Raw genomic sequence first — 26,031 nt, 5'->3', positions numbered from 1 at the left:
CCCTAGGATGCATCACGCTCCGCCACTGGCGCAGGTAGTCGCATAAACTTAGCCATAAGTCGGGCAATTGTATCGCGCATTTCACGGCGGTCAACAATCATATCAATTGCACCGTGTTCTAATAAGAATTCACTACGTTGAAAGCCTTCTGGCAGCTTTTCACGTACGGTTTGCTCAATAACCCGAGGACCGGCAAAACCGATTAACGCTTTAGGTTCACCGATGTTGATATCGCCCAGCATCGCTAAACTCGCAGAAACACCACCCATAGTTGGATCAGTTAATACCGAGATATAAGGCAAGCCTTGCTCGCTCATTTTCGCTAATGCCGCACTGGTTTTCGCCATTTGCATTAAAGAAAATAAGGCTTCTTGCATACGAGCGCCGCCACTGGCAGAGAAACAAACAAAAGGGACTTTATGCTTTAAAGCATATTCGACACCGGCAACAAACTTAGCCCCCACCACGGAAGCCATCGAACCGCCCATAAACTCGAACTCGAAGGCTGCGGCAACAATTGGATTACCATGCAAAGTACCGTGCATCACCACCATCGCATCTTTTTCATTAGTGGCTTTTTGGGCAGCAACAATACGATCTTTGTATCGCTTGCTGTCTTTAAATTTTAGCAGATCTTGTGGTTCAAGCTCAGCGGCTAACTCATGAGTGCTGCTCGAATCAAAAAAGCTTTGTAAACGCGCACGAGCCGATACACGCATATGGTGATCGCATTTAGGACAGACACCTAGATTGCGGTCTAGATCCGCTTTATACAGCACCGCATCGCAAGAAGTACATTTAGTCCAGACACCTTCTGGAATATTGCGGCGACCAGAAGACGATGTCCTAGGTAGAATCTTTTCTAACCAACTCATAGAGGTTTCCTAATCTGTCATAGTCGATAACACAGGGCTAACGACGGAAAAATACGTAAAAAACACTGATATAGCGTAAATGTAGCTATTAAAACACATATTGAGTACTGTCGAATACAGAAAACTGGTCTTAGTAGTCAGTGCTATCTGCCTAGGTAGCCGGTAAAAACAGCGGCCCTAGTGCCACTTTCGGGATCGCAAACTGCTCAGGGTAATCGACTTCGACTAAATACAAACCACCCGGCTTCGCCGTTGCAGCAGCAAGATTACGATCTTTACTGGCTAACAATTCAGCTAACCAGCTTACAGGGCGGCGGCCCATACCAATTTCCAGTAAACTGCCGGTAATATTACGCACCATATGATGTAAAAAGGCATTGGCTTTAATGTCTATGACAATGAAATCGCCTATTCGTGCGATTCGCAGATGATGCACATTTCGAAACGGCGTATTTGATTGGCACTGCATAGCGCGAAAAGCGCTAAAATCTTGTTCGCCCAGCAAGGCAGGTGCCGCTTGCTGCATTAAGGCTATATCAAGATCTTGATGGTAATGACTCAAACCCGCCCGTAAAATGGCCGGTCGATATTTATGATTATAGATGACATAACGATAACGACGCGCCGTTGCGCTAAAACGGGCATGAAAATCATCAGGAACCTCTTTGGCCCAGCGCACAGCAATTTGATCAGGCAGCTGAGCATTTGTACCCATCACCCAAGCTTTCATATCGCGATCAGCACTGCAATCAAAATGCACGACTTGACCGGTTGCATGCACACCGGCATCGGTGCGACCGGCACAAAATAATTCAATCGGCTGATTAGCCACCTTGGCTAATGCCTGTTCCACTTCTTGTTGCACGCTGTTGACTTCGCGCTGACGCTGCCAGCCATAAAAGCTGGCACCATCATACTCAATACCTAACGCAATTCGCATCACTGGCCCTCTGTTAACTGCGCGGATTATAGCGCAGCTAACCGATTATACCTACTCTGCTCTGAGCGCTTTCACTTCTGCTTTTATGTGTTCAGGCGCGTTGGAAGTGAGAATTTCTCCAATCAGCAGTTCTGCACTTTCGGCTTCATCCATTTCTAAGTAAGCGCGAATCAAATCCAGTTTGCCGGCAAAACCTTCATCTTCTTTATCAACGTCCATCTTAGTATGTTCGCCAATAATACCGGCATAATCCTCTAAGCCGACATCCACATTTAATTGATTGAAACGCTGCTCATCTTCATCAGCATGCTCCATGGCAGATAACAAATTATCAATTTCAACAAAGTCATCATCTGAAATGGCCGGCTCATCGCTGATCTCCGCGGCTGTAGATTCGGCATTAGAAATAGCGAAAGCATCGTTGGCCTGCTCAACATCGTTGTCTGCCTGGGTAACGTTTTCATCTACCGCTAACTCATTTAATAACGAATCGAACTGACTGTCTTCCAGCTCGGTTAGGTTAAATTCCTCTGGGCTCAGTTCTGGGATAGCATCTTCGTCTTCGTTTTCACTCTGCTCAGCTAAGGCAGCAGCTAATTCTTCATCGCTAAATTCTGCAGCAGACTCATTGGTTAATTGCTCAATTTGCTCGGCAAGCTGGCTAAACTCATCGTCATCCGCAGTATCGTCTGACATGGCTAATTCAGGATAGCTGTCCAGTACTTTACTGGGGTTTTCTACAGACAGTGCCGCTTCTGAAGGGCGCGTGACTGAATTATCCTCATCTGAAGCTAAGTCCAGTAATAATTCTGCATCGCCTTCTGGCTCGGCATCACTGTCTAAAGCGACATCAGGGAAATGCTCTGACGATTCCGCTGTTAGAGCATTCTCAACCGCCTCTTCGTCAGCCGATGTATCTGGTCGGGTTAGCTCTGCCGCAGCATCATCAGTGTCCGTTGTGACAGCATCATTAAGCGCTGCAGCTTCAGAGTGTTCTGCCAACTCATCGGCAGTCGCGTCATCAGGTTCAGTTAATAAGTTCGTAAGATCATGGCTAAACTCGTCTTCTGCCGTTAACGTCTGGGCAATATCAGACTCAGCGTCTTCGTTCAGCAAATCGGCAATCTGTTGCACGGATGTTGCGTGCTCTGAGGCTTTTCGAGCAGCGCTGCTTTCGCTGCTATCAGAAGCGGTCTGCTCATTCAGCTGCTCGTCGATAGCAGGTAACGCGATGTCTTCAGCTAGGCTTAGTTCGTCACTCAACCGCTTAGCAGCGGCAAGCTCGGGCTCATCATCAATTAACGCTTCACCTGCTGCCAGTTCGGTTTCTTCCGGCAGCTCAAACTCAGTCACTAAATCATCATCAGCCGCCGCATGGTCAGTAATAATGTCATCAACACCGCCTTGTGCAGTGGTGTCGATTAAATCCATGTCATCAAGCGCTTCAAGGGTGAGTTCATCGACATCCGCCTCACGAACCTCAGGCGCTGTCGCTTGCGATTGCTCCGCTGCCGCTTGCTCTAAGATATCGTCAAGCTCGGCATTCAATTGCTCTTCATCTGCAGATAAACTGTCTGCATCTTCCGCTTCAATCGATTCTGCAGCCAATTGCTCGGCAAAGTCATCTAAATCAGAATTATCAAAACGGGCTTCTGTGGCTAATAAACGTTCGCGCTCATTATCTAACAGTAACTCGTCAATATCATCAGCATCGAGTTCGTCTGTTGCGGCATCGACTGCCTCGTCAGCAGACCTATCCAGCACATCGTCGTTAAGCTCTGCGGCTTCTTCAAGCTCATCATTATTTGTCGGCACGGGCGTAGCGTAGGGCTCATCATCCGGCAGCTCAACTTCAATTTCTTCAATATGATCGTTAACATCATCTGCAGTCTCGCGCTCTGGCGCAATAGGTTCTGCTGCTAGCTTGGCTGTTTCTGCCTCACTCGGATCCGCTAACTCAATAACATCATCATCGTCATCAGCCATTAATAAGGCCGATAAATCCGTATCCGACAAAATATTATCCGGGTCGAAATCTAATTCTTCCACGCCTTCTAATTGAATATCGTGCTCTTCCCGAACCGGCGTTACTGGATCTAAGGCGTCGTCATCAACATCTAAACGATCATCATCCATGCCATCTAACATGTCCGTGCGCAGTGGATCCGGCTCAACTAACTCGTTAATTAAAATATCGTCACTGAAATCCGGTAATGTATCATCTTCAAGGCTATCATCTAGGGTACTGACTGCACTTGGGCTGGCTTCATCAAAATCGTTTTTAAACAGATCGTCATCCATGTCGAGCAGGCTTTCGTCAAAATCCTGACTATTGTCGATGGGTGGCAACGGTGATTTATAGCCTGCCGAGTTTTGTGGCTCTTTGATCGCATTCGCTACCGCTTCTTCGGTTTGCCGTCCACGCCGTTTAACCCAAGCGATAAAGCCCATCAATAACAAAATAGCGGGTAACGACGCAGCAAGCGCCCACGTAATCGGATTGTTGAGCCAATTGGAGGCTTCTGCTTCTGCAGCTGCGGCGGCTGCAAGTTGCGCGGCTTCCTCCGCTTCGCGTCGGGCTTGTTGCTCGGCCAAAATTTGCTGCTGTTGTTGCAGTAGTTGGTTAAGCTGCTGTTGTAACAAGCTGTCTTCGGCTAATTGCGCTTTTAAGCCTTCAAGCTCTTGTTCCACTCGCCCTAACGAACCGCGTAATTGCTGGTTCTCCAGTGCAATACCTTCAATTAATTGAATGGAGTCTTGATATTGATCTTTTAAAGCGTTCAGCTCTGCAGCGGTTTGTTGCTGCATGACATTAGGTTTATTAGCTTCTTCCCGTGCTTTGGCGCGGGCAGCGGCATCACGCGCGACTTTTTTCGCCCACTCAGCATCATCGCTATCGGCTTTACGTCGAGCGACTTCGGGATCAACCAAACGAATCTCACGCAACTCAGGGACAATTAAAATGGCACCAGGCCGTAAATGATTGAAGTTGGCGTCATTAAACGCACCAGGGTTTTTCATGAAAAGTGCGTACATCACTTGGAATGTCGTCACACTGTCGCTAGGCTTGACCTGCTCGGCGATACGCCACAAAGTGTCGCTGGGTGTTAAAGGGCCAAATTGCTTTTGCAATAGCACACTATCCGCGTTTTTCGGGCCACGGATCTGCGTCGGCGCAGACTGAGCCAGCACCATCGACGAAAAATTGACTAACAGCAAAAGTAAAATTATACGAACAGGCATCAGGATTCCTTAGCCGAGCACCTAGACTCACGTTAAAGCAAAATCATATGAGAGTGTTATGCAAGCAGTGTTCCATTATTACTGCTGCTGACTCAACAAATATAATGCAGTTAGCCTCGGCTTACCAGTAAATAGCAACAAGCTCTGTTGTTTACCGCTATAAATAACGCAGAGCGCCCTAAGGCGCTCTGCGATTTGTGACTCAATTAACCCGCCAAAACGGTATTACAAATAATCACGAATTAAGTGCTCAGCAATTTGAATACTATTGGTGGCAGCACCTTTGCGAATATTATCTGCCACAACCCACAAGTTTATGCCATTTTCATGGGTAATATCTTGCCGTATACGCCCAACAAACACCTCATCTTTGCCTGTTGCGTTACTCACCTGCGTTGGAAAATCAGCGTTATTTTCAAATAACACCACGCCTGGGGCATTCGCTAAGAGCACTTTAACTTGCTCAACGGTAATCGGCATCCGCGTTTCTATGTGGACCGCCTCAGCGTGACCAAAAAACACCGGCACACGTACCGCTGTTGCATTAACACCAATGCTGTTATCACCCAGAATTTTTTGCGTTTCCCAATGCATTTTCATTTCTTCTTTGGTGTAACCGTTATCCATGAACACATCAATTTGCGGGATCACGTTAAAAGCGATCTGCCGAGCGAAATGGCCCCCTTCTTCTAAAGGCCGACCATTTAATAACTGCGCTGTTTCTTGGGCTAAGGCTTCAACTGCCGCTTGGCCAGCACCGCTTACCGATTGATAAGTCGCCACATTAATACGGCTGATCCCCACGGCATCATGAATGGGCTTTAAAGCGACCAACATTTGGATCGTAGAGCAGTTTGGGTTAGCAATAATATTACGATTACGATAATCTGCAATGGCTTCTGGGTTAACTTCGGGCACTACTAACGGAATATCCGCTTCATATCGATAGTGTGAGGTGTTATCAATCACCACACAGCCTGCATCTGCGGCTTTTGGAGCATAAATAGCTGACACGCTACCACCGGCTGAAAACAAACCAATTTGAGCTTGACTCCAGTCAAAAGTATCCGCATCTAACACGGTAATTTTTTTGCCTTTAAAGGTAACAGTGCCACCGGCAGAGCGGCTGCTAGCCAAGGGAAATAGCTGGGCAACAGGGAAATCGCGCTGCTCTAATATTTCAATTAAATGTTGGCCTACCAAGCCCGTCGCGCCTAAGACTGCGACATTATATTGTGACGCCATCTGATGCATCCTCTTAAATCTGACTATTAAAGCCCAATTGGCCAAGCCAGGCCGGTACGGCCTGACCGACAAGCTGCAGCGCGCTGTATTCGCGCCGTGCGGGATATGACTTTCTTAGCCAGTCAAACCCATGTTGTTGCAGGTGTTGCCGCAATAAAGCGTCATCACGCCGCACATCATATAACATTCTTGCGACACTTTGGACATCCGGAAGCCCAAAATTAGCAGAAATTTGTAATTTTTCTACAGCAGGCCGAGGTAACAAGGCCGCTAATGCGATTTCTGGCGTGACTCCCAGTAACTCACAACAGCGTTGATACAGCATTTCAGTGCCGCGCGCTTTACCTTCAACACTGTGGCCAGCAATATGCGCGGTTGCGATATCACAGTAAGGCAATAACGCTTGTAGGATATCAGGTTCTTGCTCCCATACATCGAGGACTAAAGGGCGACGATGCTGTTGCTGCGCCGCTAATAACGCTTGGTTATCAATAACCCCGCCGCGAGAGGCGTTAATCAAGGCACACTGCGGTTTTAAACTGGCTAGCGTGGCATCATTAAACAGGTGCCACGTAGCATTGGGCCCTTGTTTTTGCATGGGGGTATGCAGGCTAACAATGTCGGCTTGCTGACAGAGTGTTGTAAAGTCGGTGTGTGGAAAATCCGGCTCTTGCGCTGCACGTATTGGGTCACAAAGTAAAACTGGGATCCCTAAAGCATTTAACGCCCGCGCTAAGCGCCCACCGATATTGCCTACGCCAACAATACCGACCGTTTTATCGGTTAACTGCCATTGATAACGCTCGGCTAAACACCACATACTGCTGAGCACATATTCCACTACCGACTGTGCATTACAGCCCGGTGCAGCACTAAACGCAATATTTTGACGCTGCAAGTAAGCCTGATCAATATGATCTGTGCCAATCGTCGCGGTACCCACAAAACGCAACTGCTGATTGTCGGCGAGTAGCATAGGCCCTACTGGCGTGACTGAACGCACTAACAAAATATCTGCCTGACTCAGTTGTGCAGCCGTGACCTTGCGCCCATCAAAGGTTGTGACCTCGCCTAACTGCGAAAAAAACTCATGCACTAACGGCATATTTTCATCAGCATAAATCTGCATTCATCGGCACTCCACTGGTTTTAACGTTAAGTGTAACAAAATTACACGGCTAACAAAGCAAAAGGCGCCATCAAGGCGCCTTTTAAATCAACCTATTAGCTTATTTTGCGTCGTTATAACGCTGTAACACTAAGGTTGCATTCGTGCCACCGAAACCAAAACTGTTCGACATCACCGTATTTAATACTGCATCTCGTGTTTCAGTCACGATATCTAAACCTTTGGCCGCATCATCTAATTCACCAATGTTGATCGATGGGGCAATAAAGTTATGCTGAAGCATCAGCATAGAATAGATGGCTTCGTGCACACCGGCAGCGCCTAAAGCATGGCCTGTCATGGCTTTAGTTGCACTAATAGCAGGCGTTTTACCGGCAAAGACTTCTTGGATCGCCCCTAACTCTTTGACATCTCCGACTGGAGTACTGGTGCCGTGAGTATTCACATAATCAATGGGTGCGCTAACATCTTGCATCGCCATCTGCATACAGCGAATGGCGCCTTCACCACTGGGGGCAACCATGTCATAGCCATCTGAAGTAGCACCATAGCCGACGATTTCAGCATATATGGTCGCGCCACGCGCTAGCGCATGTTCTAATTCTTCAACCACCACAATACCGCCGCCGCCGCTGATCACAAAACCATCACGGTTAGCATCATAGGTGCGCGACGCAAGTTCTGGCGTATCATTGTAACGAGAGGATAAGGCGCCCATGGCATCGAATTCCATCGCCAGTGTCCAATGCACTTCTTCACCACCACCGGCAAACACGATATCTTGTTTACCCAGTTGGATCAGCTCCATGGCATGGCCAATACAGTGCGCGCTGGTAGCACAAGCTGAACTGATGGAATAGTTAACGCCTTTAATTTTAAATGGCGTAGCTAAACAGGCTGAACAGGTACTCGACATGGTTTTAGGGACAGCATAAGGGCCAACACGCTTAACGCCTTTTTCACGTAATATATCCGCCGCTTCAACCTGTGTTTTAGAAGAAGCACCGCCAGAGCCGACGACTAAGCCGACGCGTGGATCTGAGATTTGCTCTAAACTTAAACCGGCATCTTCCATCGCTTCTTGCATGGCAATATAAGAATATGCTGCAGCATCGCCCATAAAACGCATCGCTTTGCGGTCAATCAGGGTGGCAGGATCCAACTTAATGTCGCCCCACACTTGTGAGCGTAATCCCAGTGTAGCAAACTCTTCCGCCCGGCTAATGCCAGACTTGCCCGCTTTTAACGCGGCTAATACTTCTGCTTTATTGTTACCAATACTGGATACAATACCTAAACCGGTGATTACGGCTCTTTTCATTCTGTCTCCTAGACCTATTTATTTAGGCTCATTAAAAATTTGCGTCTTATTCTACGGCTTTTCCGCAAAAAACTGGTCTGCTTTCAGCGAACAGTTGTACTCTGTTTTCAATTTTGCTTGAGCCTGAGGTAAACTACAAGTTGAATTTTCTGCACAGGCTCCAGCATGCAACCTTTATCCAACGCTCGCATTCATTTTAATCAGCAAGGCGCCCCCGTTGCCAGCGACTTCGAAGATATCTATTTTTCAGATGAAGGCGGCCTTGGCGAAACAGATTACGTGTTTTTACAGCAAAATGGCTTACCCGAACGCTGGTTACAACAGAGTAAAACGTATTTTCATGTGCTGGAAACAGGTTTTGGTACCGGCGCCAATTTTTTAGTTTGTTGGCAACGTTTTCAGCAATTTCGAGCCCAAAATCCAAGTGCACCCTGCCAGCGTTTATATTTTAGTAGCGTGGAGAAATTTCCGATCAGTGCCACCGATCTGCAAAAGGCACTGGCTTGTCATCACGAGTTAGCCGAATTTAGCCAAGCATTATTAAAAGCTTATCCGCCTGCGGTAGCAGGATGTCATCGCTTAGTGTTTGCTGAGGGCCAGGTTATTTTGGATTTATGGCTAGGTGACGCTAATGATTTATTACCCCAATTCCCGACAGACCACCAGGTTGATGCCATTTTCTTAGATGGTTTTGCGCCCTCAAAAAACCCTGAAATGTGGCAAGTCAGCTTATTTGAGCAACTCTTTCGGTTAGCCGCTCCTGAATGCACACTGGCCACCTTTACCTGTGCGGGGATTGTAAAACGCGGCCTGCAACAAGCGGGCTTTCAAATTAAAAAAGTTAAAGGCTATGGCCGTAAACGCGAAATGCTTACCGCCAGTGTACCGGCAGATCGCCAGCTAGAAAAAGCCCACAGCATAAGCCTGCGAGCGGCTGCCATTAGTCATATCACTATTATAGGTGGCGGTTTAGCAGCACTTTGCAGCGCAGCCGCTTTGCTAAAGCGCGGTATCAAGGTGCAATTACTTTGTGCGGATGCGGATGTGGCACAGCGTGCCTCGCACAATCGACAAGGCGCGCTTTATCCCAACTTAACAGTACAACCAACGGTCGCCTCGTTGCTGCACTGCCAGGCCTTTCATTATGCCAAACAGTTTTATCAGCATTATCATGCACTGGGATTAGACTTTCCGTTGCAGTTTTGCGGCATGCTACATCTCGCTACCACAACGCATTTAGCGACGCGCCAGCAAAAAATGGCCGCGAAGGCGAGCTGGCCAAATGACCTGGTCAATTTTGTCGATGCCGCAAAGGCATCCACCTTAGCCGGCATTGCCTTGCAGCACAGCGGCATATTCTTGCCAACAGCTGGCTGGCTGGGCCCTCAAGCATTTTGCCAAGCAATGCTAGCTCATTTGCAGCAACAACAGGGCTTTGAAGTGCGATTTAATTGCGATGTCACCGCCTTACACCCCTTGGCAACAGGCTGGCAAATCGAAACGGCAGAGCATACTTTTAACGCCCAGCATTTACTGGTAGCAACCGGTGCCGATATTGGTCAGCTCGCACCACTGGCCGCATTACCTGTTAATCGTGTCCGGGGGCAAGTGAGTCATGTTCAGGCACCAGAGATCAGTCAGTTACGCACTGTGATCTGTCATAAAGGCTATCTCACGCCGGCTTGGCAAGGCGAGCACAGTGTCGGCGCAACCTTTGACCGTGATGGTCAGATCGCTCAAACAACCACAGAAGATGATCAGCAAAACATTGCCGAGTTACAACAGCAACTGGGGCAACCCGCTTGGAGTTCGGCCATAACGGCCATTTCAGCAAAGGCAGCCTTTCGCGCTACCGTACCTGATCGTTTACCTATAGTCGGTCAGATGGCGGCGCTGAAAAACCTATGGGTGATGACAGGTTTAGGGGCTCGAGGCTTATTATATGCACCGCTATTGGCAGAATTACTCGCCTGTCAGTTGGCGGCAGAACCGCTACCGCAGGGCAGCCATGCGATAGCACAGCTGGCTGCTAATCGCTTTAACAAAGGCTAGTGTTGCAAGATAAAGCAAGTAAAGACGCTTAAGTTCAGCTTGGCCGAGGCGTCTGTGCATTATCATAAAAAATACTCGCAATAGCCCGATCGCGTTAGTGAAACCCAGCCGCGCAGCAGGTACCTCTGGAAATACTTCGTCGCCAGTAGTAGTCAAAGCAGCGGAAACTTTGCTAAGGTTAATCAAGCTATTACTGATTAAACAAGGAAGCCTTATGCGAAGTTGGATTGTCACCCTAGGTTTGCTGCTCAGCGTCAGCGCAGGGCAATTAGCCGCTGCACCGGCTTTTCAGCAGATACCGCTGCCAAATGATGCACAAGAAATGGCCCGTCTAGAAACAAAGATGCCGGCGGTATTGCATTATTTTAGCCAACAAACTCAGCAAGACTTGTTACTGTTTTATATCACCGCTTTAGGCGAGCCTAATCAGCAAAAAACCTTAGCAACGCAAAAGCAATTGTATTTCTTTCGCGAACAGCAGCAGATCCGCGTGGTAATTGCCGAGCGTAATGGCTGGCGTGAAGTGTCTGTGATGGTTCAGGGCCGCTAGGCCCTGCTTAAGGTTTTGCCATTTGTAACACGACACGACGGTTAACCGCTCGGCCTAATGAGGTTTCATTCGCGGCCACATGCCGACGCTCACCGAAACCTTCGATTTGTACTTTATCTTCAGTAACCCCAGCAGCAATAAAGAATGCTTTAATCTTTTCAGCTCGCTGCACCGACAATTGTTCGTTCATCCAACGTCCGCCATAGCTGTCGGTATAGCCTTGTAACTCTATCGATTCGATTTCACTATCGTACTTAAGATATTCCGCTATCTGGGTTAAACGTCGACGAGATTCTCGGCTGAGTTGATCGCCGCCACTCTCATAACTTAGTACCGTAAAGGCAATATCATCAAAACTGTAAGGTAATAATGCTGCGATACAATGACTAAAGGCTTGGTATTGTGCAGGAAACTGCACTGGGTTTAATGCGGCCACCACTTTATCGTAAGGGCTGTACCAATCGGCGTAGTAAAACGTTGGGCTAAACCCCTGCTCTAACTCAGTGAGTAAGGTCCAAGCCACTTTTTTAGGCAGATCACCGTTAAATTGCTTTAACAGTTTCATACTGGCCACAGCTTTGGTTTTTTCACCCGCACGCCATTGCGGTGGTACCGACATCACTTCGGCGAGATCGTAATTATCTGGCAGGCGCAACATGCTCAGTTCAAAATCCATATTCAACGCTTTACCGGCTTGGCTACGAAAAATGGCTTTACCAAAATTGGGGATCTCATGCTCTAGCTGACACTGCAATGGCGTATTTTTACTTAATAACCAACTAGATTGCTCAATGCTGGCAGAATATTGACGCCATTGTGTTGACGCCGCCACACAGGTGAGTGCAGTCAAACTCAAGCTAGTACAAAAAACATAGGCTAAAGCACGCATAGGCTTAGGTTAATCCCTTTAATTTATCGTTTAATCACAGCAAAAGACGCATCTGCAGCATAACGTCAAACCGCGCCCTTTGAAAAACTAAGCAAGCATTGTGCCTAACACAAGACCTAAGCCGTATTTTTTGGCATAATAGCGCCATCTTTGGTAATTGACCTATCTGTGAACGCAACGATGCCCGCTCAAACCACTTCCTTATTGGCTCGCCGTTTTCGCGGTTACTACCCTGTAGTTATCGACATCGAAACGGCTGGCTTTAACGCTCAAACCGATGCCATGCTAGAAATCGCCGTAAATTTACTGACAATGGATGAAACAGGCCAACTGTTCCCGGGCGAAACGCTGCATTTTCATGTTGAGCCGTTTGAAGGCGCAAACCTTGATGCCAGCTCGTTAGCCTTTAATGGTATTGACCCTTTTAATCCGCTTCGAGGCGCGGTTCATGAACGCGAAGCCATTGGTGAGATCTGTAAAGCGGTACGCAAAGCCCAGAAAGCCGCGGGCTGCCAGCGCTCAGTTATCGTGGCGCACAACTCAGCCTTTGACCAAGGCTTTTTTAATGCCGCGATAAACCGGCTAAATTATAAACGCTCGCCGTTTCATGCTTTTGTCTCTTTTGATACCACCAGTTTAGCCGCGCTGGCATTAGGCCAAACCGTATTAGCCAAAGCCTGTGCTCAAGCAGGCATAGCCTTTGATGCGAAAGAGGCTCATAGCGCATTGTATGACACCGAACGCACCGCAGAATTATTTTGCTATATCGTCAATCGCTGGCAACAACTCGGTGGCTGGCCACTGGCTGACGCCTTAGCTGAAGAATCAACCGATGCTGAGAGTGATGCCTTAACTGCGCCAACAGACGAAGCCTAGGATTAAAGAGTAAAAATGCAGAAGGATGTAACAAAAACAGGTTATTAGCTACATCGCGAATAACATTGAAGCGGCCAACGAGGCCGCTTCGCATGCGGGCAATTATTCAGCGCTGGTTTCTTTTTGGCGCGCTGCTGCGTCTTTAATCAACGGCTGTAATTCAGCACGTTGAAACATTTCTAATATGATATCGCAACCACCCACTAATTCACCTTCTACCCATAACTGTGGGAAAGTTGGCCAATTGGCGTATTTTGGTAATTCCGCCCGAATGTCAGGGTGCTGCAGAATGTCCACAAAAGCAAATTGCTCACCGCAAGCTATCAGCGCTTGTGACGCCTGGGCAGAAAAACCACAGCTTGGGAATTTTGGTGATCCTTTCATAAATAACAGGATCGGGTTTTCAGCGATTTGCTGTTTGATTTTATCTAGCGTTTCCATAGTGTCCTCACGGTTTAACATGACTGTGTCAATATTTTACCCTGTATTAGGCCGCCAAGCACTTGAGTTTTTCAGAAAGAACCCAATATCTGCTAAACAGATAAAAATGTCCCGGCAGCAGCCGAGTGGCAAAGCCCAATCGCTCAACGAATAAACTTGAGTATTTTAGTCAGGTTTTGTAGTCTAAGCGATGCAGACACATTTAACAACGTGAACGGAGAGCAACAATGGCCTTTGAATTACCAGCATTACCTTATGCGAAAGATGCGTTAGCCCCACATATTTCTGCGGAAACTTTGGAATATCACTACGGCAAGCATCACAATACTTACGTCGTAAAATTAAATGGTTTAGTTGAAGGCACACCATATGCCACTCAATCGCTAGAAGAAATCATTCGTTCAAGTGAAGGCGGCGTATTTAACAACGCAGCCCAAGTTTGGAACCACACTTTCTATTGGCATTGCTTAGCACCAAATGCAGGCGGCCAACCAAGCGGCGCGTTAGCTGATGCCATCAATGCAAAATGGGGTTCATTTGATGCTTTTAAAGCGGCATTCAACGACAAAGCCGTGAACAACTTCGGTTCAAGCTGGACTTGGTTAGTGAAAAAGGCTGATGGTAGTTTAGATATCGTCAACACCAGCAATGCTGGTACGCCAATCCAAGATGCAGCAGTCACGCCGATCATCACTGTCGATCTGTGGGAACACGCTTACTATATCGATTACCGCAATGCACGCCCAACTTACTTAGACGCCTTCTGGGCCCTAGCTAACTGGAACTTCGCTGCAGAAAACTTCGCTAAATAATTTTTAAGCAGTTTTTCGCTCAATACCTAGCTTCGGCTGGGTATTTTTTTGGTTTGTATTTTGATTTCATCAAACTGCCGTCGTGTAACCCACAAAAGCTAGATTTACACGCATCAAGCCGGTCGCGTTATTAGAATAGGGTTGCTCAACACTCAGGCTTTAAAAAGTGTCACTTGGTTACGTCCATTTTGTTTGGATTGATATAAGGCTTTGTCTGCGGTTTCAATCCACTGTAGACAATTTTGGATGTTTACATCTCGTTCCACCAAACCGAAACTCATCGTCACTTTAATCAGCTGCTGATTATACATAATGTCGAGTTGTTCAATCTTTCGACGCACTCGTTCGGCTAAATATTGCGCCTGATCGGCGGTGGTATCGAGCAGTAAAATTGCAAATTCTTCACCGCCGTAACGCCCGGCAATATCGGTTGTCCGCAAACTTTTACGAATCACATCGGACACCTTTTGGATAACCAAGTCACCAGCGGCATGCCCGAAGGTATCATTCACTTTTTTAAAATGATCGATATCACACATAATTAAACTGCTGTGATGTTGCGGATAACGCTGCAAACGATCAAACTCCAGTTTTAAGTGCTCTTCCCAATTACCGCGATTACGTATCTGCGTTAGGTAATCGGTACTGGATAACTCACGAAGTTGCTGATTAGTTTGCTGTAACGCTAATTTGTTAATTGCGGCATCGGTCACATCGTAAATCATAAAACACAGATGGCTAACCTCGCCGCGACTATCGGTGATTGGAAATATCGTGCTGTTTTGATACATGTAATCAGCGTTGCCAGTAATGGGACGATAATTATTAAAACGAAAAATATATGGACGTTGTTCCCAAATAGTAAAGGCGCGATTTTTTAACAGAAACACCGGATCGCACTTACGTCTTAGCCAGTCTTCATCAATTTCCGGAAACAAATCAAACAAATAATGTTCACGCACTTGACGTGGCGTTAGGCCGCTATGGTTTTCCATAAAACCGTTCCACAGTTGGATCCGATAATCTTCATTAACAATCACCAACCCCACATCCACAGTTTGTAACATGTCCATCAGCCAATGAATATCTGCTATGCCAGCACTTTGATCTGTCATAACGCATCATCCATTAAAAAAGCGAGTTTATAATTCAAGGTTTTCAAACTATCCTCAGTAAACAGCAGTAATAAATCACAATTAATATTAAAATTTTCAATGCCGTAACTTAATTCTATTGTTAGGGTGGTTTTCCAACGCTTTGAATTCGCTTTAATTAACTCATTAATCGCGGCGTGTTGGCCCAGCACCACCGGGTGCCCTTGGCTAAAAGTAATATCAATTTGCTCTGCAATGCCTTTAAGAACAGCACCAATTAAGATATTCGCAATATCCATCAATAGCTCTAATTCGACAGTGCTATTCATTTCGCCATGATAATTCAGCAAACGGGCAATATCAGCAAAACTCGAGTCAGTCAGAATTAACAACGCCTCACCAGCCACACCACTCCCGATAAACCCTTGGCAAATAGCCGAATTTTCACTGTTCGGATCAATCGACGCTAATGCCATCGTCAACTCACTGACTTCAATCACATTAACATTTGGGATTGGTAAATTAACAAACACATTCAGCAAACGCGCCAGTAAATCCCCCGCTTGGCCCATGGCGACATTGGCAACTTCTTTCATCACATCGCGCAATTCATCATTCAGTTGTAATGTATCGGCAAGTTTTGGTGCAACGCGTGTTTTAGGTGTAGTCAATAACGCCGCGTCGTTTATGGGCAAAAAAGCTGATAATTCAACTGCACTTAAGGGTTTTTTTAAGAATGCCTTCGCACCTAAGGCCATTACCCGTTCGTGCGCCTCAGGCTGCACATCACCAGAGATCACAATAACCTGCACTGGTAATTGCAATTGATTTAGCTCAGCTAGCACCTGATAGCCATCCATTACCGGCATATTTAAATCAAGCAACAACCAATCAATCGACTGTTTCTTTAAGGTGCTAAGCGCATCAGCGCCGTGTCCGGCAAAATAAATGTTGGGTTGCCAATCCTGTGGTAAGATTCTAGCCAGTTGCTTTCTAGCCAGATTAGAATCATCACAAATCAAAATTGCAGGCGTCATAACTTTCTCGCATTGCAGCAGTTAGTCTTATCATAACGCTGATTAACCATTGGAGCAGCAAAATGTTTTTAAAAACCGTGAATAGAAATAATCTACTTATAGCACTTTGCCTTACTTTTGGCAGCTTTTCAATTCAAGCCATCGACATCACCGAAAAGCTCCCAGCGCGGGTGAGCGCCGTAAAAGCCGGTGATCAGCAAGTTATATTATTAGGTAAGCCGTTAATTACGGGCAAAAAAGCGCCTGATTTTAAAGTAGTCGATAACAACTTTAAAAAAGTCAGCCTAGAAGATTTCAAAGGTAAAACACTGATGATCAGTGTAGTACCCAGTATTGATACCGGTGTTTGCTCATTACAAACCAAGCGTTTTAATGAAGAAGTAGCTAAATTACCGGAAAACGTCGTGCTACTAACCATCAGTGCTGATCTGCCCTTTGCCCAAAAACGTTTTTGCCAACAAGAACAAGTAGAAGCGATGGCGGTGCTATCCGATGCGGTGTGGCGTGATTTTGGCAGTAACTATGGTTTACTGATTAAAGATATGGGCTTGTTAACACGCGCTATTATTTTAATCGACAATAAAGGCAAAGTGGCTTATCAACAATTAGTGCCAGAACTGGCCCAAGAGCCCGATTATGCAGCGGCACTGGCGGCGTTGCAGCAGCTTACGGCGTCTTAATGTTGCGCTAACCAAGGGATTAAAAATAAAAAAACCGGCGTAGCCGGTTTTTTTATGCGTCACTGGGCAAGATAGGCGATTAATCTAGCAATTTTACCAGTTGCTGACTCACCGCATCGACTGCCTGAGTACCGTCAATATGGTGATATTGCGTTTCACCGCGGGCCGCAGTTTCACGATAATAACCCACTAATAATTCCGTTTGCTCATGGTAAATCGCTAAGCGTTTACGCACGGTTTCTTCTAAATCATCCACCCGTGTCACTAACTCTTCACCCGTTTCATCATCTTTACCGGTCACTTTCGGTGGATTATAGACTAAATGATAAACACGACCTGAAGCGGGATGCACACGGCGACCGCTCATGCGCTCGACGATAACATCATCTGGCACATCAAATTCAATAACGTGATCCACACTAATGCCGGCATCTTTCATGGCATCAGCTTGTGGAATAGTACGTGGAAAGCCATCTAATAAGAAGCCATTGGCACAGTCTGCTTTTGCTACACGCTCTTTTACTAAACCGATGATTAATTCATCCGATACCAGCTGTCCAGCATCCATAATCTTCTTTGCAGCCACGCCGAGTTCTGAGCCCTCTTTAATCGCCGCACGTAACATATCCCCAGTTGAGATCTGTGGAATACCATATTTGCTCATTAAAAACTGTGCCTGAGTTCCTTTTCCGGCGCCAGGGGCTCCTAACAAAATTATGCGCATAACGATCATCCTCGTCTTTTGGGATCAATTTGTAGTTTTTGTCAGGCTTGATCTTTGCATAATGCGCTCTTTGAAACAAGAAATTTGTCAACTGGTGCTACCTGAAACAGCGGTATACCTAGCCTTTAGTCGATAGTCTAGCCAAAGCCGCCGTTACAAGGTGTTATCACTGAGTAAGCAGAATAAGTGACAAGATTTTCAGCGGCTTTCTGGCCATTATCAGACTAAAGTCTGAAACGCTTTACTAATTCTTGTAGCTGCTCGGCTAGCGTGGATAAAGCATCACTGGCCTGCGAAGATTGCTGTACGTTCAGGTTAGTTTGCTCTGCCACATCACTAATCGAATGAAAGTTTTGATTAATATCATGCGATACCACGGTTTGTTGTTCCGTTGCGGTCGCTATTTGATGCGTAGTGGCGCTGATCAGCTCAATAGCCTCATTAATTGATATTAAAGCCTGTTCGGCGCGAGTCGCGTTTTCAGCTGTTTTTTGTGCATTGTTTTCACTGTTTACCGTCGCGTTAACGGCTTTTTCTGTGCCGCGTTGCAGTTTTTCAATCATCTGCTTGATTTCAGTTGTAGAGTCTTTAGTACGGCTAGCCAGTGTTCGAACTTCATCCGCCACAACCGCAAAACCTCGACCACTTTCGCCGGCTCTGGCGGCTTCTATAGCCGCATTGAGCGCCAGCAAATTAGTTTGCTCAGCGATACTTTCGATAACTTGTAAAATACTGCCTATCTGATCGCTATCCTGTTTTAATAAACGAATAATAGCCGCTGCCGAACTGACTTCTTTAGATAGGTTGGATAAATCAAGTACGGTGTTACTGACGACTACTCGACCCTGCTTACTTTGCTGCTCAGCCTGTGTGGCCGCCTCGGCTGCTTGCTGGGTGTTCCGTGACACGTCTTGCAAAGTACTGGTCATTTCATTCATGGCAACCGCAGCACTGCTAATTTCAGTGCTTTGTCGCTGCATTCCGTCGGTGGTGTGCTGATTAATTTGCGCTAACTCTGTAGCTGCTGCCGCTACCTGATCAGAATAATTTCCTACTTCACCGAGCATTTGCCGCAAGCGTTGCTGCATCGTGGCGATAGACGCTAATAAACTGCTGTTATCACCTTGGCTTAGTTGAATTGACGCAGTAAGATCGAACTGTGATACCTGATGTACCATTGCTGCGGCATACTCAGGTTCGCCGCCTAAAATACGAGTTACGCCTTTTACAATAAAAATACAAATATAGGTCGCGATGACCATGATGAAGAGTGCAGCCATTAGCAAGGTGTAAAACATATTGTTCACTTCGGCTAAGGCTTCTTGTTGCCGGCTTTCTACCACAAGGCTCCAGCCAAGCATAGGAATGTATTGATAGCTACCAATCACGGCCGTTCCCGCCGCATTTTGATATAATCCAGTGCCACTTTGCTGTTGTCGAGCTGCCGCTGCGGCCTGCGTTTGTAGTGGATCTTTATTGTTAATTGATGCCGCCGGCGATAAAGCAATACCGGCCGTATCAAGCAAATATATTTCGGTATGCTCGTTAAGCTTGAGCTCATTGACCTTACTAAAAATGGCTTCTAGCTTAACGGCACCGCGCATAACCGCCACAATTTGATTATTTAGCCGGATAGGAATAGCAACCGTACTGACGGTTTGACCGGTTGCACGGGATACCACAGGCTGTGAGAATACATCCTGACCGCTAACCGCCTGTTTAAACCAAGCGCGATCAGCTACGTTAAAAGCGGCATTTTCAGCAGACGATAACACCTTGGCTTGGCCATTACTAAAACTGACCCCCGCCTGACCAATTCCGTCTAACCCAACCACAAAGATGGTGTCATATACACCTGAGTTTTGTGCCAGTTGTTGCATCAATTGCGTGGCTAATGCTAAATCTAATTGTTGGATACTCGGCAACGTAGCCAACAAGCGCATCTCATCTTGGCGCACTAATAACCAATCGGTAAAAACGTCAGCGTTCGAACTAGCGGCACTGCTTAATGTTGTTATTTCATCTGCGGTTTGTGAGGATTTATATTTAACGAAGACCAAACTGCTTAACGATACAATCCCAATCAAAAATACACTAACAATAATAACCGTTAAACGTACACCTAAGCCGAAACTACGCCAAAATGTTGTCATACTACACCTATAAGCTTTCTTTTTTTATGGCTGTAAGTATAGCTGTAAAAACCGAAACTTTCTCAATAACAATAAGCTAAAAAAATGACCGCCTAAGCGGTCATTTTAAACGAGCATTTAACAGTGGTTACTTTGCCAACGCTAACAGTAACCCGTTTAAACGGGTTACGAAGCCCGCTGGGTTTTTCAAACTCCCCCGTTCGGCCAGTAAAGCTTGATCTAACAACACCTCGGCCCATTGCTTAAACTGCTGTTCATCTTGCTCTTCCGCAATATGCTTCACCAGTTGATGTTCTGGGTTTAACTCGAAAATAGGCTTCACTTCAGGTACTTTTTGGCCAGCAGATTCCATCAATTTAATCATCTGCGTGCTCATGTCATACTCATCCGTTACCACACAGGCTGGGCTATCAGTTAAACGATGACTGACTTTCACGTCTTTAACTTGATCGCCTAAAGCTGCTTTAAAACGCTCCGCTACCGTGGCGAAGGCTTCTTCAGTTTTTTGTTGTGCCTGCTTGGTTTCCTCATCCTCTAACTTAGATAAATCTAAACCGCCTTTAGCGACTGAACGCAGCTTCTTACCATCAAATTCAGGTAAGTGTTGCACCAACCACTCGTCAATTCGATCAGAGAGTAATAAAACCTCGATGCCCTTTTTGCGGAACACTTCCAGGTGTGGGCTGTGTTTCGCAGCCTCAAAACTATCGGCAACCAAGAAATAAATATCATCTTGGCCTTCTTTCATTCGAGCCACATAATCGGCTAATGCCACGTTTTGCTCACTGCCCTCATTTTGAGTGGAGGCAAAACGTAACAGGGCGGCGATTTGCTCTTTGTTGTTATGATCTTCAGCCGGACCTTCTTTTAGCACTTGGCCGAACTCATTCCAAAAACTTTGATATTGCTTGGGATCTTTAGCCAGCTTTTCTAACATCTTCAAAGCACGGCTGCTGCAGCCTTTGCGCAGGCTTTGGCTGACTTTATTATCTTGCAGAATTTCACGAGACACGTTTAACGGCAGATCGCTCGAATCTAACACACCTTTAATAAAGCGCAGGTAGCTCGGCATAAATTGTTCAGCATCGTCCATGATGAACACTCGCTGCACATAGAGTTTTAAACCATGCTTAGCTTCACGGTTCCACATATCAAACGGCGCTTTTTTCGGTACATATAACAAGCTGGTGTAATTCGAGTTACCTTCAACTTTGTTGTGGCTCCAGCTTAATGGCTCACTCCAATCGTGTGAAATATGCTTGTAGAACTCTTGATACTCTTCATCTGAAATATCAGATTTATCACGTGTCCATAACGCAGTGGCTTTGTTAACCGCTTTCCAGTGGCCTGGCGTTGCCGCGATAGTTTCACCGTCTTCTTCACGCGCCTCAGTACCTTCTTCCCACATTTCTACCGGAATAGAAATATGATCGGAGTACTTAGTTACCGTACTTTCAATTTTCCAACGGCTTAAAAATTCGTCTTCACCTTCGCGTAAGTGTAAGGTAATTTCAGTACCACGTTCATTTTTAACAATGGGCGCTAAGCTGTAATCACCTTCGCCTGATGATTCCCACTCTACGGCACTGTCTGCAGCCAAGCCGGCCTTACGGGTACGCACGGTGACTTTGTCCGCAACGATAAAAGCAGAATAGAAACCTACACCAAATTGACCAATTAACTTCGAGTCTTTGCTTTGATCACCGGACAGTTTAGAGAAAAACTCTTTAGTACCTGATTTCGCAATAGTACCCAGGTGCGAAATCACTTCAGCTTCATCCATACCAATGCCGTTATCGCTAATGGTTAGGGTACGTGCTTTCTCGTCAAAACTGATTCGTACGCGCAGCTCGCCGTCATTTTCATACAGGCTGCTGTCTGAAAGGGCTAAAAACCGCAGTTTATCTGCCGCATCCGAGGCATTTGACACCAATTCGCGTAAGAAGATTTCTTTGTTTGAATACAGCGAGTGGATCATCAGTTGCAGCAGTTGCTTAACTTCCGCCTGAAAGCCATGGGTTTGTTTCTGGCCAGACTGGGTGGCAGTGGTATCAGTCATTTGGTGAGTCCTCAACAAAAATAATATAAGTGCGACAACAAGTACGAAGTACCTGCCTTTTCATCAAGGGATATGGGGGTTAACAGTAGGAATTCAAGCGTCGATTTTTAGTCTACTTAGCCACGCTAACGTTTAAGTAGACTCTTTACGCTGGATTAAAAGCTTTTACGGCCACTAAAGGCGTGCGCCAAAGTGGTGCCGTCGATATATTCTAACTCACCGCCAAAAGGCAGTCCTTGTGCTAAACGCGTGACCTTACAACCGTATTTCTGACAAAGCTCAGCAATATAAAAAGCTGTCGCCTCACCCTCAACCGTGGGATTGGTTGCCAAGATTAACTCAGCGAGTTTACCTTGAGCTAATTGTGCCGCTAATGCATCGAGGCCTAACTCTGCTGGGCCAACGCCATCTAAGGGAGACAGATAGCCCATTAATACAAAATAACGCCCTTGAAACTGCCCAGTATGCTCTATTGCCAGTTGATCCGCAGCAGACCCTACCACACACAGCACATCGGCTTGTTGTCGCTTCACATCACTGCAGATGGCGCACAGGCTATGCTCAGAAAAGGTACGGCATTGCTGGCATTGCCCTATCCCTTCCATCGCTGCCACTAAAGCCGTGCCCAGCCGAGCGCCACCGCTACGATTACGCTCGAGTAACTGAAAAGCCATGCGCTGGGCCGATTTTGGCCCAACACCAGGTAAAACGCGCAAGGCTTCAATCAGTTGCTGTAACAGGGGCGTTAACTTCGCCATAATTAGAACGGCATCTTCATACCTGGCGGTAATTGCATGCCACCAGTTACTTTCGCCATCTGCTCTTTATTGTTTTCTTCGACCCGGCGCACGGCATCATTTAATGCTGCAGCCACCAAATCTTCTAGCATTTCTTTATCATCACTCATCAGGCTGTCATCGATAGTCACTCGACGCACATTGTGATTGCCCGTCATGGTCACTTTAACCAAACCCGCGCCTGATTCACCCGTGACTTCCATTGTGGCGATTTCAGCTTGTACTTTCGCCATTTTTTCTTGCATGGCTTGCGCCTGCTTCATGATATTGCCCATGCCACCTTTAAACATACTCTATCTCTCTATTTTGTGGATGTGGAAATTGTTGGCGACAAGATAAATACTCGCTCAACAAATTACAAGGTTAATTCACCTGCAAGGTGTCAAGTTGCAGCTCTGCACTAAATATCTGTTGAATGGCTTGCAGCTTGGGATCTTGTTGCAACAACCGGCTGACATAGTCTTTGCGTTCATGTTCTATACGCTGCTGGATCGCTAATGGACTGGCATTAATCTCTGCCAAGTATTGAATCTCTAACTGAAAATTGGCAGGAAATACCGGGCTAATTGCCGCATACAGCTTTTCACGAAAATCGCCCTTGTCCAAATGTTGCTGCGATTGGGCTACCTGCAATTGCACTTGTAGGCCATTTTGCTGCATAGCACTATGTAATAAATATAAACGTAATAACCCACCAATCGATAGCTGTTCGATTAAGCGCGACCAGGCATCGACCTGAGCGGCAAAACGAATAGAAAAACGTTGCTCGTCAAGCTCATCGGTATCATTACTGGGTAAAACATCAAATTGCTGCTGCTGCCACCATGCTTCCGTTAACGCTTGTTGCTCAGCAAAGCTAACGGTGTCATCTGAAGTGGCACTATCTTCATCGTCGTGCTGGTGTGAACGGGGATCTAACTTTGCAGCAGGCTCGGGTACTACCGCAGTGGCTTGTTGCGGTTTTGTTGTAGCAGCCATGGCGGATGGCGGCGTATTTAAACGTCGAGGTAATTCAGACTGAGGCAGCGCCATCGGGCGCTCAGGCTTTTTTCCTGCGACTGTCTCCACCGCTGGCGGTGCTGCCGTCACTTGCACCCCACGCCGAGCCATAATACGCGCGGTTCCCTCATCTATCGCCGATGCTACTGGAGTAGCGCTATGCTTATCAGGCGTGGTAATCGGGTTATTGCCTAAGGCCGTGTTAGGCATTGTAGCACTGGCGATTAACGTTTCTGTTGGCGCCGAGGCTATTGCCGCCGCCTCATTGGGTTGGTGTGGTTCAGCTGCCGCAGAGGTTACCTGACTTGGCGCAGTAACGGGCGCCATAGCGTGTGGAGCAATTGGCGCAGCCATTACGGCTGGGCGTGCCTGAGGTGTCGAGGCGGCTGGTGTTGATAGCGCTTGCGTTGGCGCCGAACTTTGCGGCTCTGTGCGGCTCGCGGGTACAAAGGCCATGGCGCGTAATAACGCCATTTCTAGCCCGACCACCGGCTCTGGAGCAAAAGGGAGCTCCTTCTTGCCACTGATTAACAATTGATAATACAACTGTACCGCCTCAGGCGCTAAATGCGCAGCCCAGTAACGGATCATTTCGGCTTGTTCAGATAAGTCTGCCGCAGCAGGCTGCAGTTGTGTTAGCGCGGTAAGATGCAACAGCGACAACATATCATCTAACACCTGCTGATAATCAGACTGTTGACTTAACAGTTCTTGTAACGCCTGCTGCAGCTGCGGCATATCTGCGGCTAACAGCGCACTCAGTAAACTTACAGCAAAACGGGTATCTAATAAGCCCAACATCTGACGCACGGTTTCAACTGTAAGATTGCTATTACTTAGCGCAATGGCTTGGTCGGTTAAACTTAATGAATCGCGTAAACTGCCTTTGGCCGCTTTAGCTAAGGCGGTGAGCGCAGCCGCTTCAAACGGGATCTGCTCGGCAGCGAGCACTTCGGTTAAATGCTGCTCAATTTGCACCGGCGTCAGGGCTTTTAAACTAAACTGTAAACAACGCGAGAGGACCGTGATGGGTAACTTTTGCGGATCAGTCGTTGCGAGCAAAAATTTGACGTGCGGCGGAGGTTCTTCCAGGGTTTTCAATAAAGCATTAAAACTATGCCGCGACAGCATATGCACTTCATCAATCAGGTACACTTTAAAACGACCACGACTGGGTGCATATTGCACGTTATCCAGTAGATCTCGGGTGTCTTCAACCTTAGTTCGAGAAGCCGCATCAATTTCGAGCAAATCAACAAAATTGCCGGCATCAATTTCTTGGCAAGCACTACACTGGCCACAAGGCGTTGCGGTAATGCCCGTTTCACAATTTAAACTTTTGGCAAAAATACGGGCGATGGTCGTTTTACCGACACCACGGGTGCCGGTAAATAAATAAGCATGATGTAAGCGACTGCTGGTTAGGGCATTCGCCAACGCGGTTTTTACATGCTGTTGCCCTACCAACTCACTAAAATGACGTGGCCGCCATTTTCTTGCTAAAACCTGATAACTCATGCCCGCTTTCCTGCACCTAACATCACAGTGCCTAGCCTAAACTTATTCGCCTTGATACTCAACCAAACTGCAAAGTTTCAAGCCTAAGGCTTCAAGTCTTGCCACGCCCCCTAATTCAGGTAAAGCGATAACAAAGGCCGCATCTTCAACTTGACCGCCTAAACGCCGCACTAATTGCACGGTAGCATCGATAGTACCGCCAGTGGCTAGCAAATCATCAACCAATAACACTTTATCCCCTGCAGCTATCGCGTCAGCATGTAATTCCAGTGCATCTTGGCCGTATTCTAAGGTGTATGCCTGCGAGATGCGTTCGCGAGGTAATTTGCCTGGTTTACGCACAGGCACGAACGAAATACCCAACGCATAAGCCAAAGGCGCCCCAAAAATAAAACCACGAGATTCGGTACCAATAATCTTAGTAATACCTTGCTGCTGATAATGCGCCGCAAAAGCATCAATCACTTTTTTAAAACTGGGGCCATCTTGCATTAAGCTGGTAACATCCCGAAAAGTAATACCAGGTTTCGGGTAGTTTTCTACCGTTTTGATCACGCGCTTCAATTCTGCTGCTAATGCTTGATAATCCATTGCTTT

The 26,031-nt window shown here is 46.7% G+C and carries 22 protein-coding genes; 5 read left to right on the top strand and 17 right to left on the bottom strand.

The annotated features are described in order from the left end of the window. Window positions 1–2 precede the first annotated feature (2 nt). From accD to fabB, 6 genes are all read right to left on the bottom strand, one after another. Entirely contained in the window at window positions 3–875 is an 873-nt protein-coding gene (gene accD / locus ACUJFL_RS05790; RefSeq protein ID WP_445428709.1) for an acetyl-CoA carboxylase, carboxyltransferase subunit beta, read from the bottom strand. Window positions 876–1,026: 151 nt separating this feature from the next. Next, window positions 1,027–1,815: a tRNA pseudouridine(38-40) synthase TruA gene (truA, locus tag ACUJFL_RS05785; protein WP_226749776.1), complete on the bottom strand. Its 789-nt coding sequence runs from the start codon at window positions 1,813–1,815 to the stop codon at window positions 1,027–1,029. A gap of 51 nt (window positions 1,816–1,866) precedes the next feature. Then, complete coding sequence (locus ACUJFL_RS05780) at window positions 1,867–5,058, bottom strand: FimV/HubP family polar landmark protein (protein WP_445428708.1); 3,192 nt, start codon at window positions 5,056–5,058, stop codon at window positions 1,867–1,869. Window positions 5,059–5,283: 225 nt separating this feature from the next. After that, window positions 5,284–6,303 (bottom strand): aspartate-semialdehyde dehydrogenase, encoded by a 1,020-nt coding sequence (locus tag ACUJFL_RS05775; RefSeq protein WP_226749774.1) that lies wholly within the window; start codon window positions 6,301–6,303, stop codon window positions 5,284–5,286. Window positions 6,304–6,316: 13 nt separating this feature from the next. Then, on the bottom strand, window positions 6,317–7,432 hold the full coding sequence (locus tag ACUJFL_RS05770) for a 4-phosphoerythronate dehydrogenase (protein ID WP_226749773.1): 1,116 nt from the start codon (window positions 7,430–7,432) through the stop codon (window positions 6,317–6,319). Window positions 7,433–7,532: 100 nt separating this feature from the next. Further along, window positions 7,533–8,753, bottom strand: coding sequence for a beta-ketoacyl-ACP synthase I (gene fabB / locus ACUJFL_RS05765; protein ID WP_226749772.1), 1,221 nt, complete (start codon window positions 8,751–8,753; stop codon window positions 7,533–7,535). A gap of 165 nt (window positions 8,754–8,918) precedes the next feature. On the opposite strand from fabB, the gene mnmC reads away from it, so the two are divergent. Next, window positions 8,919–10,805, top strand: a complete 1,887-nt coding sequence (gene mnmC / locus ACUJFL_RS05760; protein ID WP_445428707.1) for a bifunctional tRNA (5-methylaminomethyl-2-thiouridine)(34)-methyltransferase MnmD/FAD-dependent 5-carboxymethylaminomethyl-2-thiouridine(34) oxidoreductase MnmC — start codon at window positions 8,919–8,921, stop codon at window positions 10,803–10,805. A 214-nt stretch (window positions 10,806–11,019) separates the two neighbouring features. Beyond that, window positions 11,020–11,355, top strand: a complete 336-nt coding sequence (locus ACUJFL_RS05755) for a hypothetical protein (protein WP_229585528.1) — start codon at window positions 11,020–11,022, stop codon at window positions 11,353–11,355. Window positions 11,356–11,362: 7 nt separating this feature from the next. On the opposite strand, the gene ACUJFL_RS05750 is transcribed toward ACUJFL_RS05755, so the two are convergent. After that, window positions 11,363–12,244, bottom strand: a complete 882-nt coding sequence (locus ACUJFL_RS05750) for a flagellar protein MotY (protein ID WP_226749769.1) — start codon at window positions 12,242–12,244, stop codon at window positions 11,363–11,365. 180 nt (window positions 12,245–12,424) lie between these two features. Between ACUJFL_RS05750 and rnt the strand changes: the two genes are divergently transcribed. Beyond that, window positions 12,425–13,120 (top strand): ribonuclease T, encoded by a 696-nt coding sequence (rnt, locus tag ACUJFL_RS05745; protein ID WP_445428706.1) that lies wholly within the window; start codon window positions 12,425–12,427, stop codon window positions 13,118–13,120. 102 nt (window positions 13,121–13,222) lie between these two features. Here rnt and ACUJFL_RS05740 read toward each other — a convergent pair whose 3' ends face one another. Further along, window positions 13,223–13,561: a Grx4 family monothiol glutaredoxin gene (locus ACUJFL_RS05740; RefSeq protein ID WP_226749959.1), complete on the bottom strand. Its 339-nt coding sequence runs from the start codon at window positions 13,559–13,561 to the stop codon at window positions 13,223–13,225. 227 nt (window positions 13,562–13,788) lie between these two features. On the opposite strand from ACUJFL_RS05740, the gene sodB reads away from it, so the two are divergent. Continuing rightward, window positions 13,789–14,373 (top strand): superoxide dismutase [Fe], encoded by a 585-nt coding sequence (gene sodB, locus ACUJFL_RS05735; RefSeq protein ID WP_226749767.1) that lies wholly within the window; start codon window positions 13,789–13,791, stop codon window positions 14,371–14,373. Window positions 14,374–14,525: 152 nt separating this feature from the next. Here the strand turns inward: sodB and ACUJFL_RS05730 are convergent, their stop codons facing one another. Further along, entirely contained in the window at window positions 14,526–15,488 is a 963-nt protein-coding gene (locus tag ACUJFL_RS05730; protein ID WP_445428705.1) for a sensor domain-containing diguanylate cyclase, read from the bottom strand. Continuing rightward, window positions 15,485–16,504, bottom strand: a complete 1,020-nt coding sequence (locus ACUJFL_RS05725; protein WP_445428704.1) for a response regulator — start codon at window positions 16,502–16,504, stop codon at window positions 15,485–15,487. The genes ACUJFL_RS05730 and ACUJFL_RS05725 overlap by 4 nt, the downstream gene beginning before the upstream one ends. Before the next feature lie 62 nt (window positions 16,505–16,566). Here ACUJFL_RS05725 and tpx point away from each other — a divergent pair, with 62 nt between their 5' ends. After that, window positions 16,567–17,184 (top strand): thiol peroxidase, encoded by a 618-nt coding sequence (tpx, locus tag ACUJFL_RS05720; RefSeq protein ID WP_226749764.1) that lies wholly within the window; start codon window positions 16,567–16,569, stop codon window positions 17,182–17,184. Between the two features lie 79 nt (window positions 17,185–17,263). Here the strand turns inward: tpx and adk are convergent, their stop codons facing one another. The 7 genes from adk to apt all read right to left on the bottom strand — a co-directional run bounded on the left by adk (window position 17,264) and on the right by apt (window position 26,025). Beyond that, on the bottom strand, window positions 17,264–17,908 hold the full coding sequence (adk, locus tag ACUJFL_RS05715; protein ID WP_445428703.1) for an adenylate kinase: 645 nt from the start codon (window positions 17,906–17,908) through the stop codon (window positions 17,264–17,266). 224 nt (window positions 17,909–18,132) lie between these two features. Beyond that, window positions 18,133–20,061 (bottom strand): methyl-accepting chemotaxis protein, encoded by a 1,929-nt coding sequence (locus tag ACUJFL_RS05710; RefSeq protein WP_445428702.1) that lies wholly within the window; start codon window positions 20,059–20,061, stop codon window positions 18,133–18,135. A 127-nt stretch (window positions 20,062–20,188) separates the two neighbouring features. Beyond that, on the bottom strand, window positions 20,189–22,120 hold the full coding sequence (htpG, locus tag ACUJFL_RS05705; protein WP_445428701.1) for a molecular chaperone HtpG: 1,932 nt from the start codon (window positions 22,118–22,120) through the stop codon (window positions 20,189–20,191). A gap of 155 nt (window positions 22,121–22,275) precedes the next feature. Beyond that, the gene (recR, locus tag ACUJFL_RS05700; protein WP_445426348.1) at window positions 22,276–22,878 is read right to left on the bottom strand and encodes a recombination mediator RecR; all 603 of its coding nucleotides are present in this window, start codon (window positions 22,876–22,878) and stop codon (window positions 22,276–22,278) included. Window positions 22,879–22,880: 2 nt separating this feature from the next. After that, entirely contained in the window at window positions 22,881–23,207 is a 327-nt protein-coding gene (locus tag ACUJFL_RS05695) for a YbaB/EbfC family nucleoid-associated protein (RefSeq protein WP_226749759.1), read from the bottom strand. A gap of 73 nt (window positions 23,208–23,280) precedes the next feature. Continuing rightward, window positions 23,281–25,434 carry a DNA polymerase III subunit gamma/tau gene (dnaX, locus tag ACUJFL_RS05690; protein ID WP_445428700.1) on the bottom strand — a complete coding sequence of 718 codons (2,154 nt, stop codon included), beginning with the start codon at window positions 25,432–25,434 and terminating at the stop codon, window positions 23,281–23,283. Between the two features lie 42 nt (window positions 25,435–25,476). After that, window positions 25,477–26,025 carry an adenine phosphoribosyltransferase gene (apt, locus tag ACUJFL_RS05685; RefSeq protein WP_226749757.1) on the bottom strand — a complete coding sequence of 183 codons (549 nt, stop codon included), beginning with the start codon at window positions 26,023–26,025 and terminating at the stop codon, window positions 25,477–25,479. Window positions 26,026–26,031: the final 6 nt, after the last annotated feature.

This window comes from Alishewanella sp. HL-SH05 (assembly GCF_052655985.1).
Note: the sequence above shows the minus strand (reverse complement) of the source record. Positions and strands in the feature narration are given on the sequence as shown.

Excerpts from the sequence above, each read along its gene's own strand:
- accD (WP_445428709.1), bottom strand. The coding sequence starts at position 875 with ATGAGTTGGTTAGAAAAGATTCTACCTAGGACATCGTCTTCTGGTCGC.
- truA (WP_226749776.1), bottom strand. The coding sequence starts at position 1,815 with ATGCGAATTGCGTTAGGTATTGAGTATGATGGTGCCAGCTTTTATGGC.
- ACUJFL_RS05780 (WP_445428708.1), bottom strand. The coding sequence starts at position 5,058 with ATGCCTGTTCGTATAATTTTACTTTTGCTGTTAGTCAATTTTTCGTCG.
- ACUJFL_RS05775 (WP_226749774.1), bottom strand. The coding sequence starts at position 6,303 with ATGGCGTCACAATATAATGTCGCAGTCTTAGGCGCGACGGGCTTGGTA.
- ACUJFL_RS05770 (WP_226749773.1), bottom strand. The coding sequence starts at position 7,432 with ATGCAGATTTATGCTGATGAAAATATGCCGTTAGTGCATGAGTTTTTT.
- fabB (WP_226749772.1), bottom strand. The coding sequence starts at position 8,753 with ATGAAAAGAGCCGTAATCACCGGTTTAGGTATTGTATCCAGTATTGGT.
- mnmC (WP_445428707.1), top strand. The coding sequence starts at position 8,919 with ATGCAACCTTTATCCAACGCTCGCATTCATTTTAATCAGCAAGGCGCC.
- ACUJFL_RS05755 (WP_229585528.1), top strand. The coding sequence starts at position 11,020 with ATGCGAAGTTGGATTGTCACCCTAGGTTTGCTGCTCAGCGTCAGCGCA.
- ACUJFL_RS05750 (WP_226749769.1), bottom strand. The coding sequence starts at position 12,244 with ATGCGTGCTTTAGCCTATGTTTTTTGTACTAGCTTGAGTTTGACTGCA.
- rnt (WP_445428706.1), top strand. The coding sequence starts at position 12,425 with ATGCCCGCTCAAACCACTTCCTTATTGGCTCGCCGTTTTCGCGGTTAC.
- ACUJFL_RS05740 (WP_226749959.1), bottom strand. The coding sequence starts at position 13,561 with ATGGAAACGCTAGATAAAATCAAACAGCAAATCGCTGAAAACCCGATC.
- sodB (WP_226749767.1), top strand. The coding sequence starts at position 13,789 with ATGGCCTTTGAATTACCAGCATTACCTTATGCGAAAGATGCGTTAGCC.
- ACUJFL_RS05730 (WP_445428705.1), bottom strand. The coding sequence starts at position 15,488 with ATGACAGATCAAAGTGCTGGCATAGCAGATATTCATTGGCTGATGGAC.
- ACUJFL_RS05725 (WP_445428704.1), bottom strand. The coding sequence starts at position 16,504 with ATGACGCCTGCAATTTTGATTTGTGATGATTCTAATCTGGCTAGAAAG.
- tpx (WP_226749764.1), top strand. The coding sequence starts at position 16,567 with ATGTTTTTAAAAACCGTGAATAGAAATAATCTACTTATAGCACTTTGC.
- adk (WP_445428703.1), bottom strand. The coding sequence starts at position 17,908 with ATGCGCATAATTTTGTTAGGAGCCCCTGGCGCCGGAAAAGGAACTCAG.
- ACUJFL_RS05710 (WP_445428702.1), bottom strand. The coding sequence starts at position 20,061 with ATGACAACATTTTGGCGTAGTTTCGGCTTAGGTGTACGTTTAACGGTT.
- htpG (WP_445428701.1), bottom strand. The coding sequence starts at position 22,120 with ATGACTGATACCACTGCCACCCAGTCTGGCCAGAAACAAACCCATGGC.
- recR (WP_445426348.1), bottom strand. The coding sequence starts at position 22,878 with ATGGCGAAGTTAACGCCCCTGTTACAGCAACTGATTGAAGCCTTGCGC.
- ACUJFL_RS05695 (WP_226749759.1), bottom strand. The coding sequence starts at position 23,207 with ATGTTTAAAGGTGGCATGGGCAATATCATGAAGCAGGCGCAAGCCATG.
- dnaX (WP_445428700.1), bottom strand. The coding sequence starts at position 25,434 with ATGAGTTATCAGGTTTTAGCAAGAAAATGGCGGCCACGTCATTTTAGT.
- apt (WP_226749757.1), bottom strand. The coding sequence starts at position 26,025 with ATGGATTATCAAGCATTAGCAGCAGAATTGAAGCGCGTGATCAAAACG.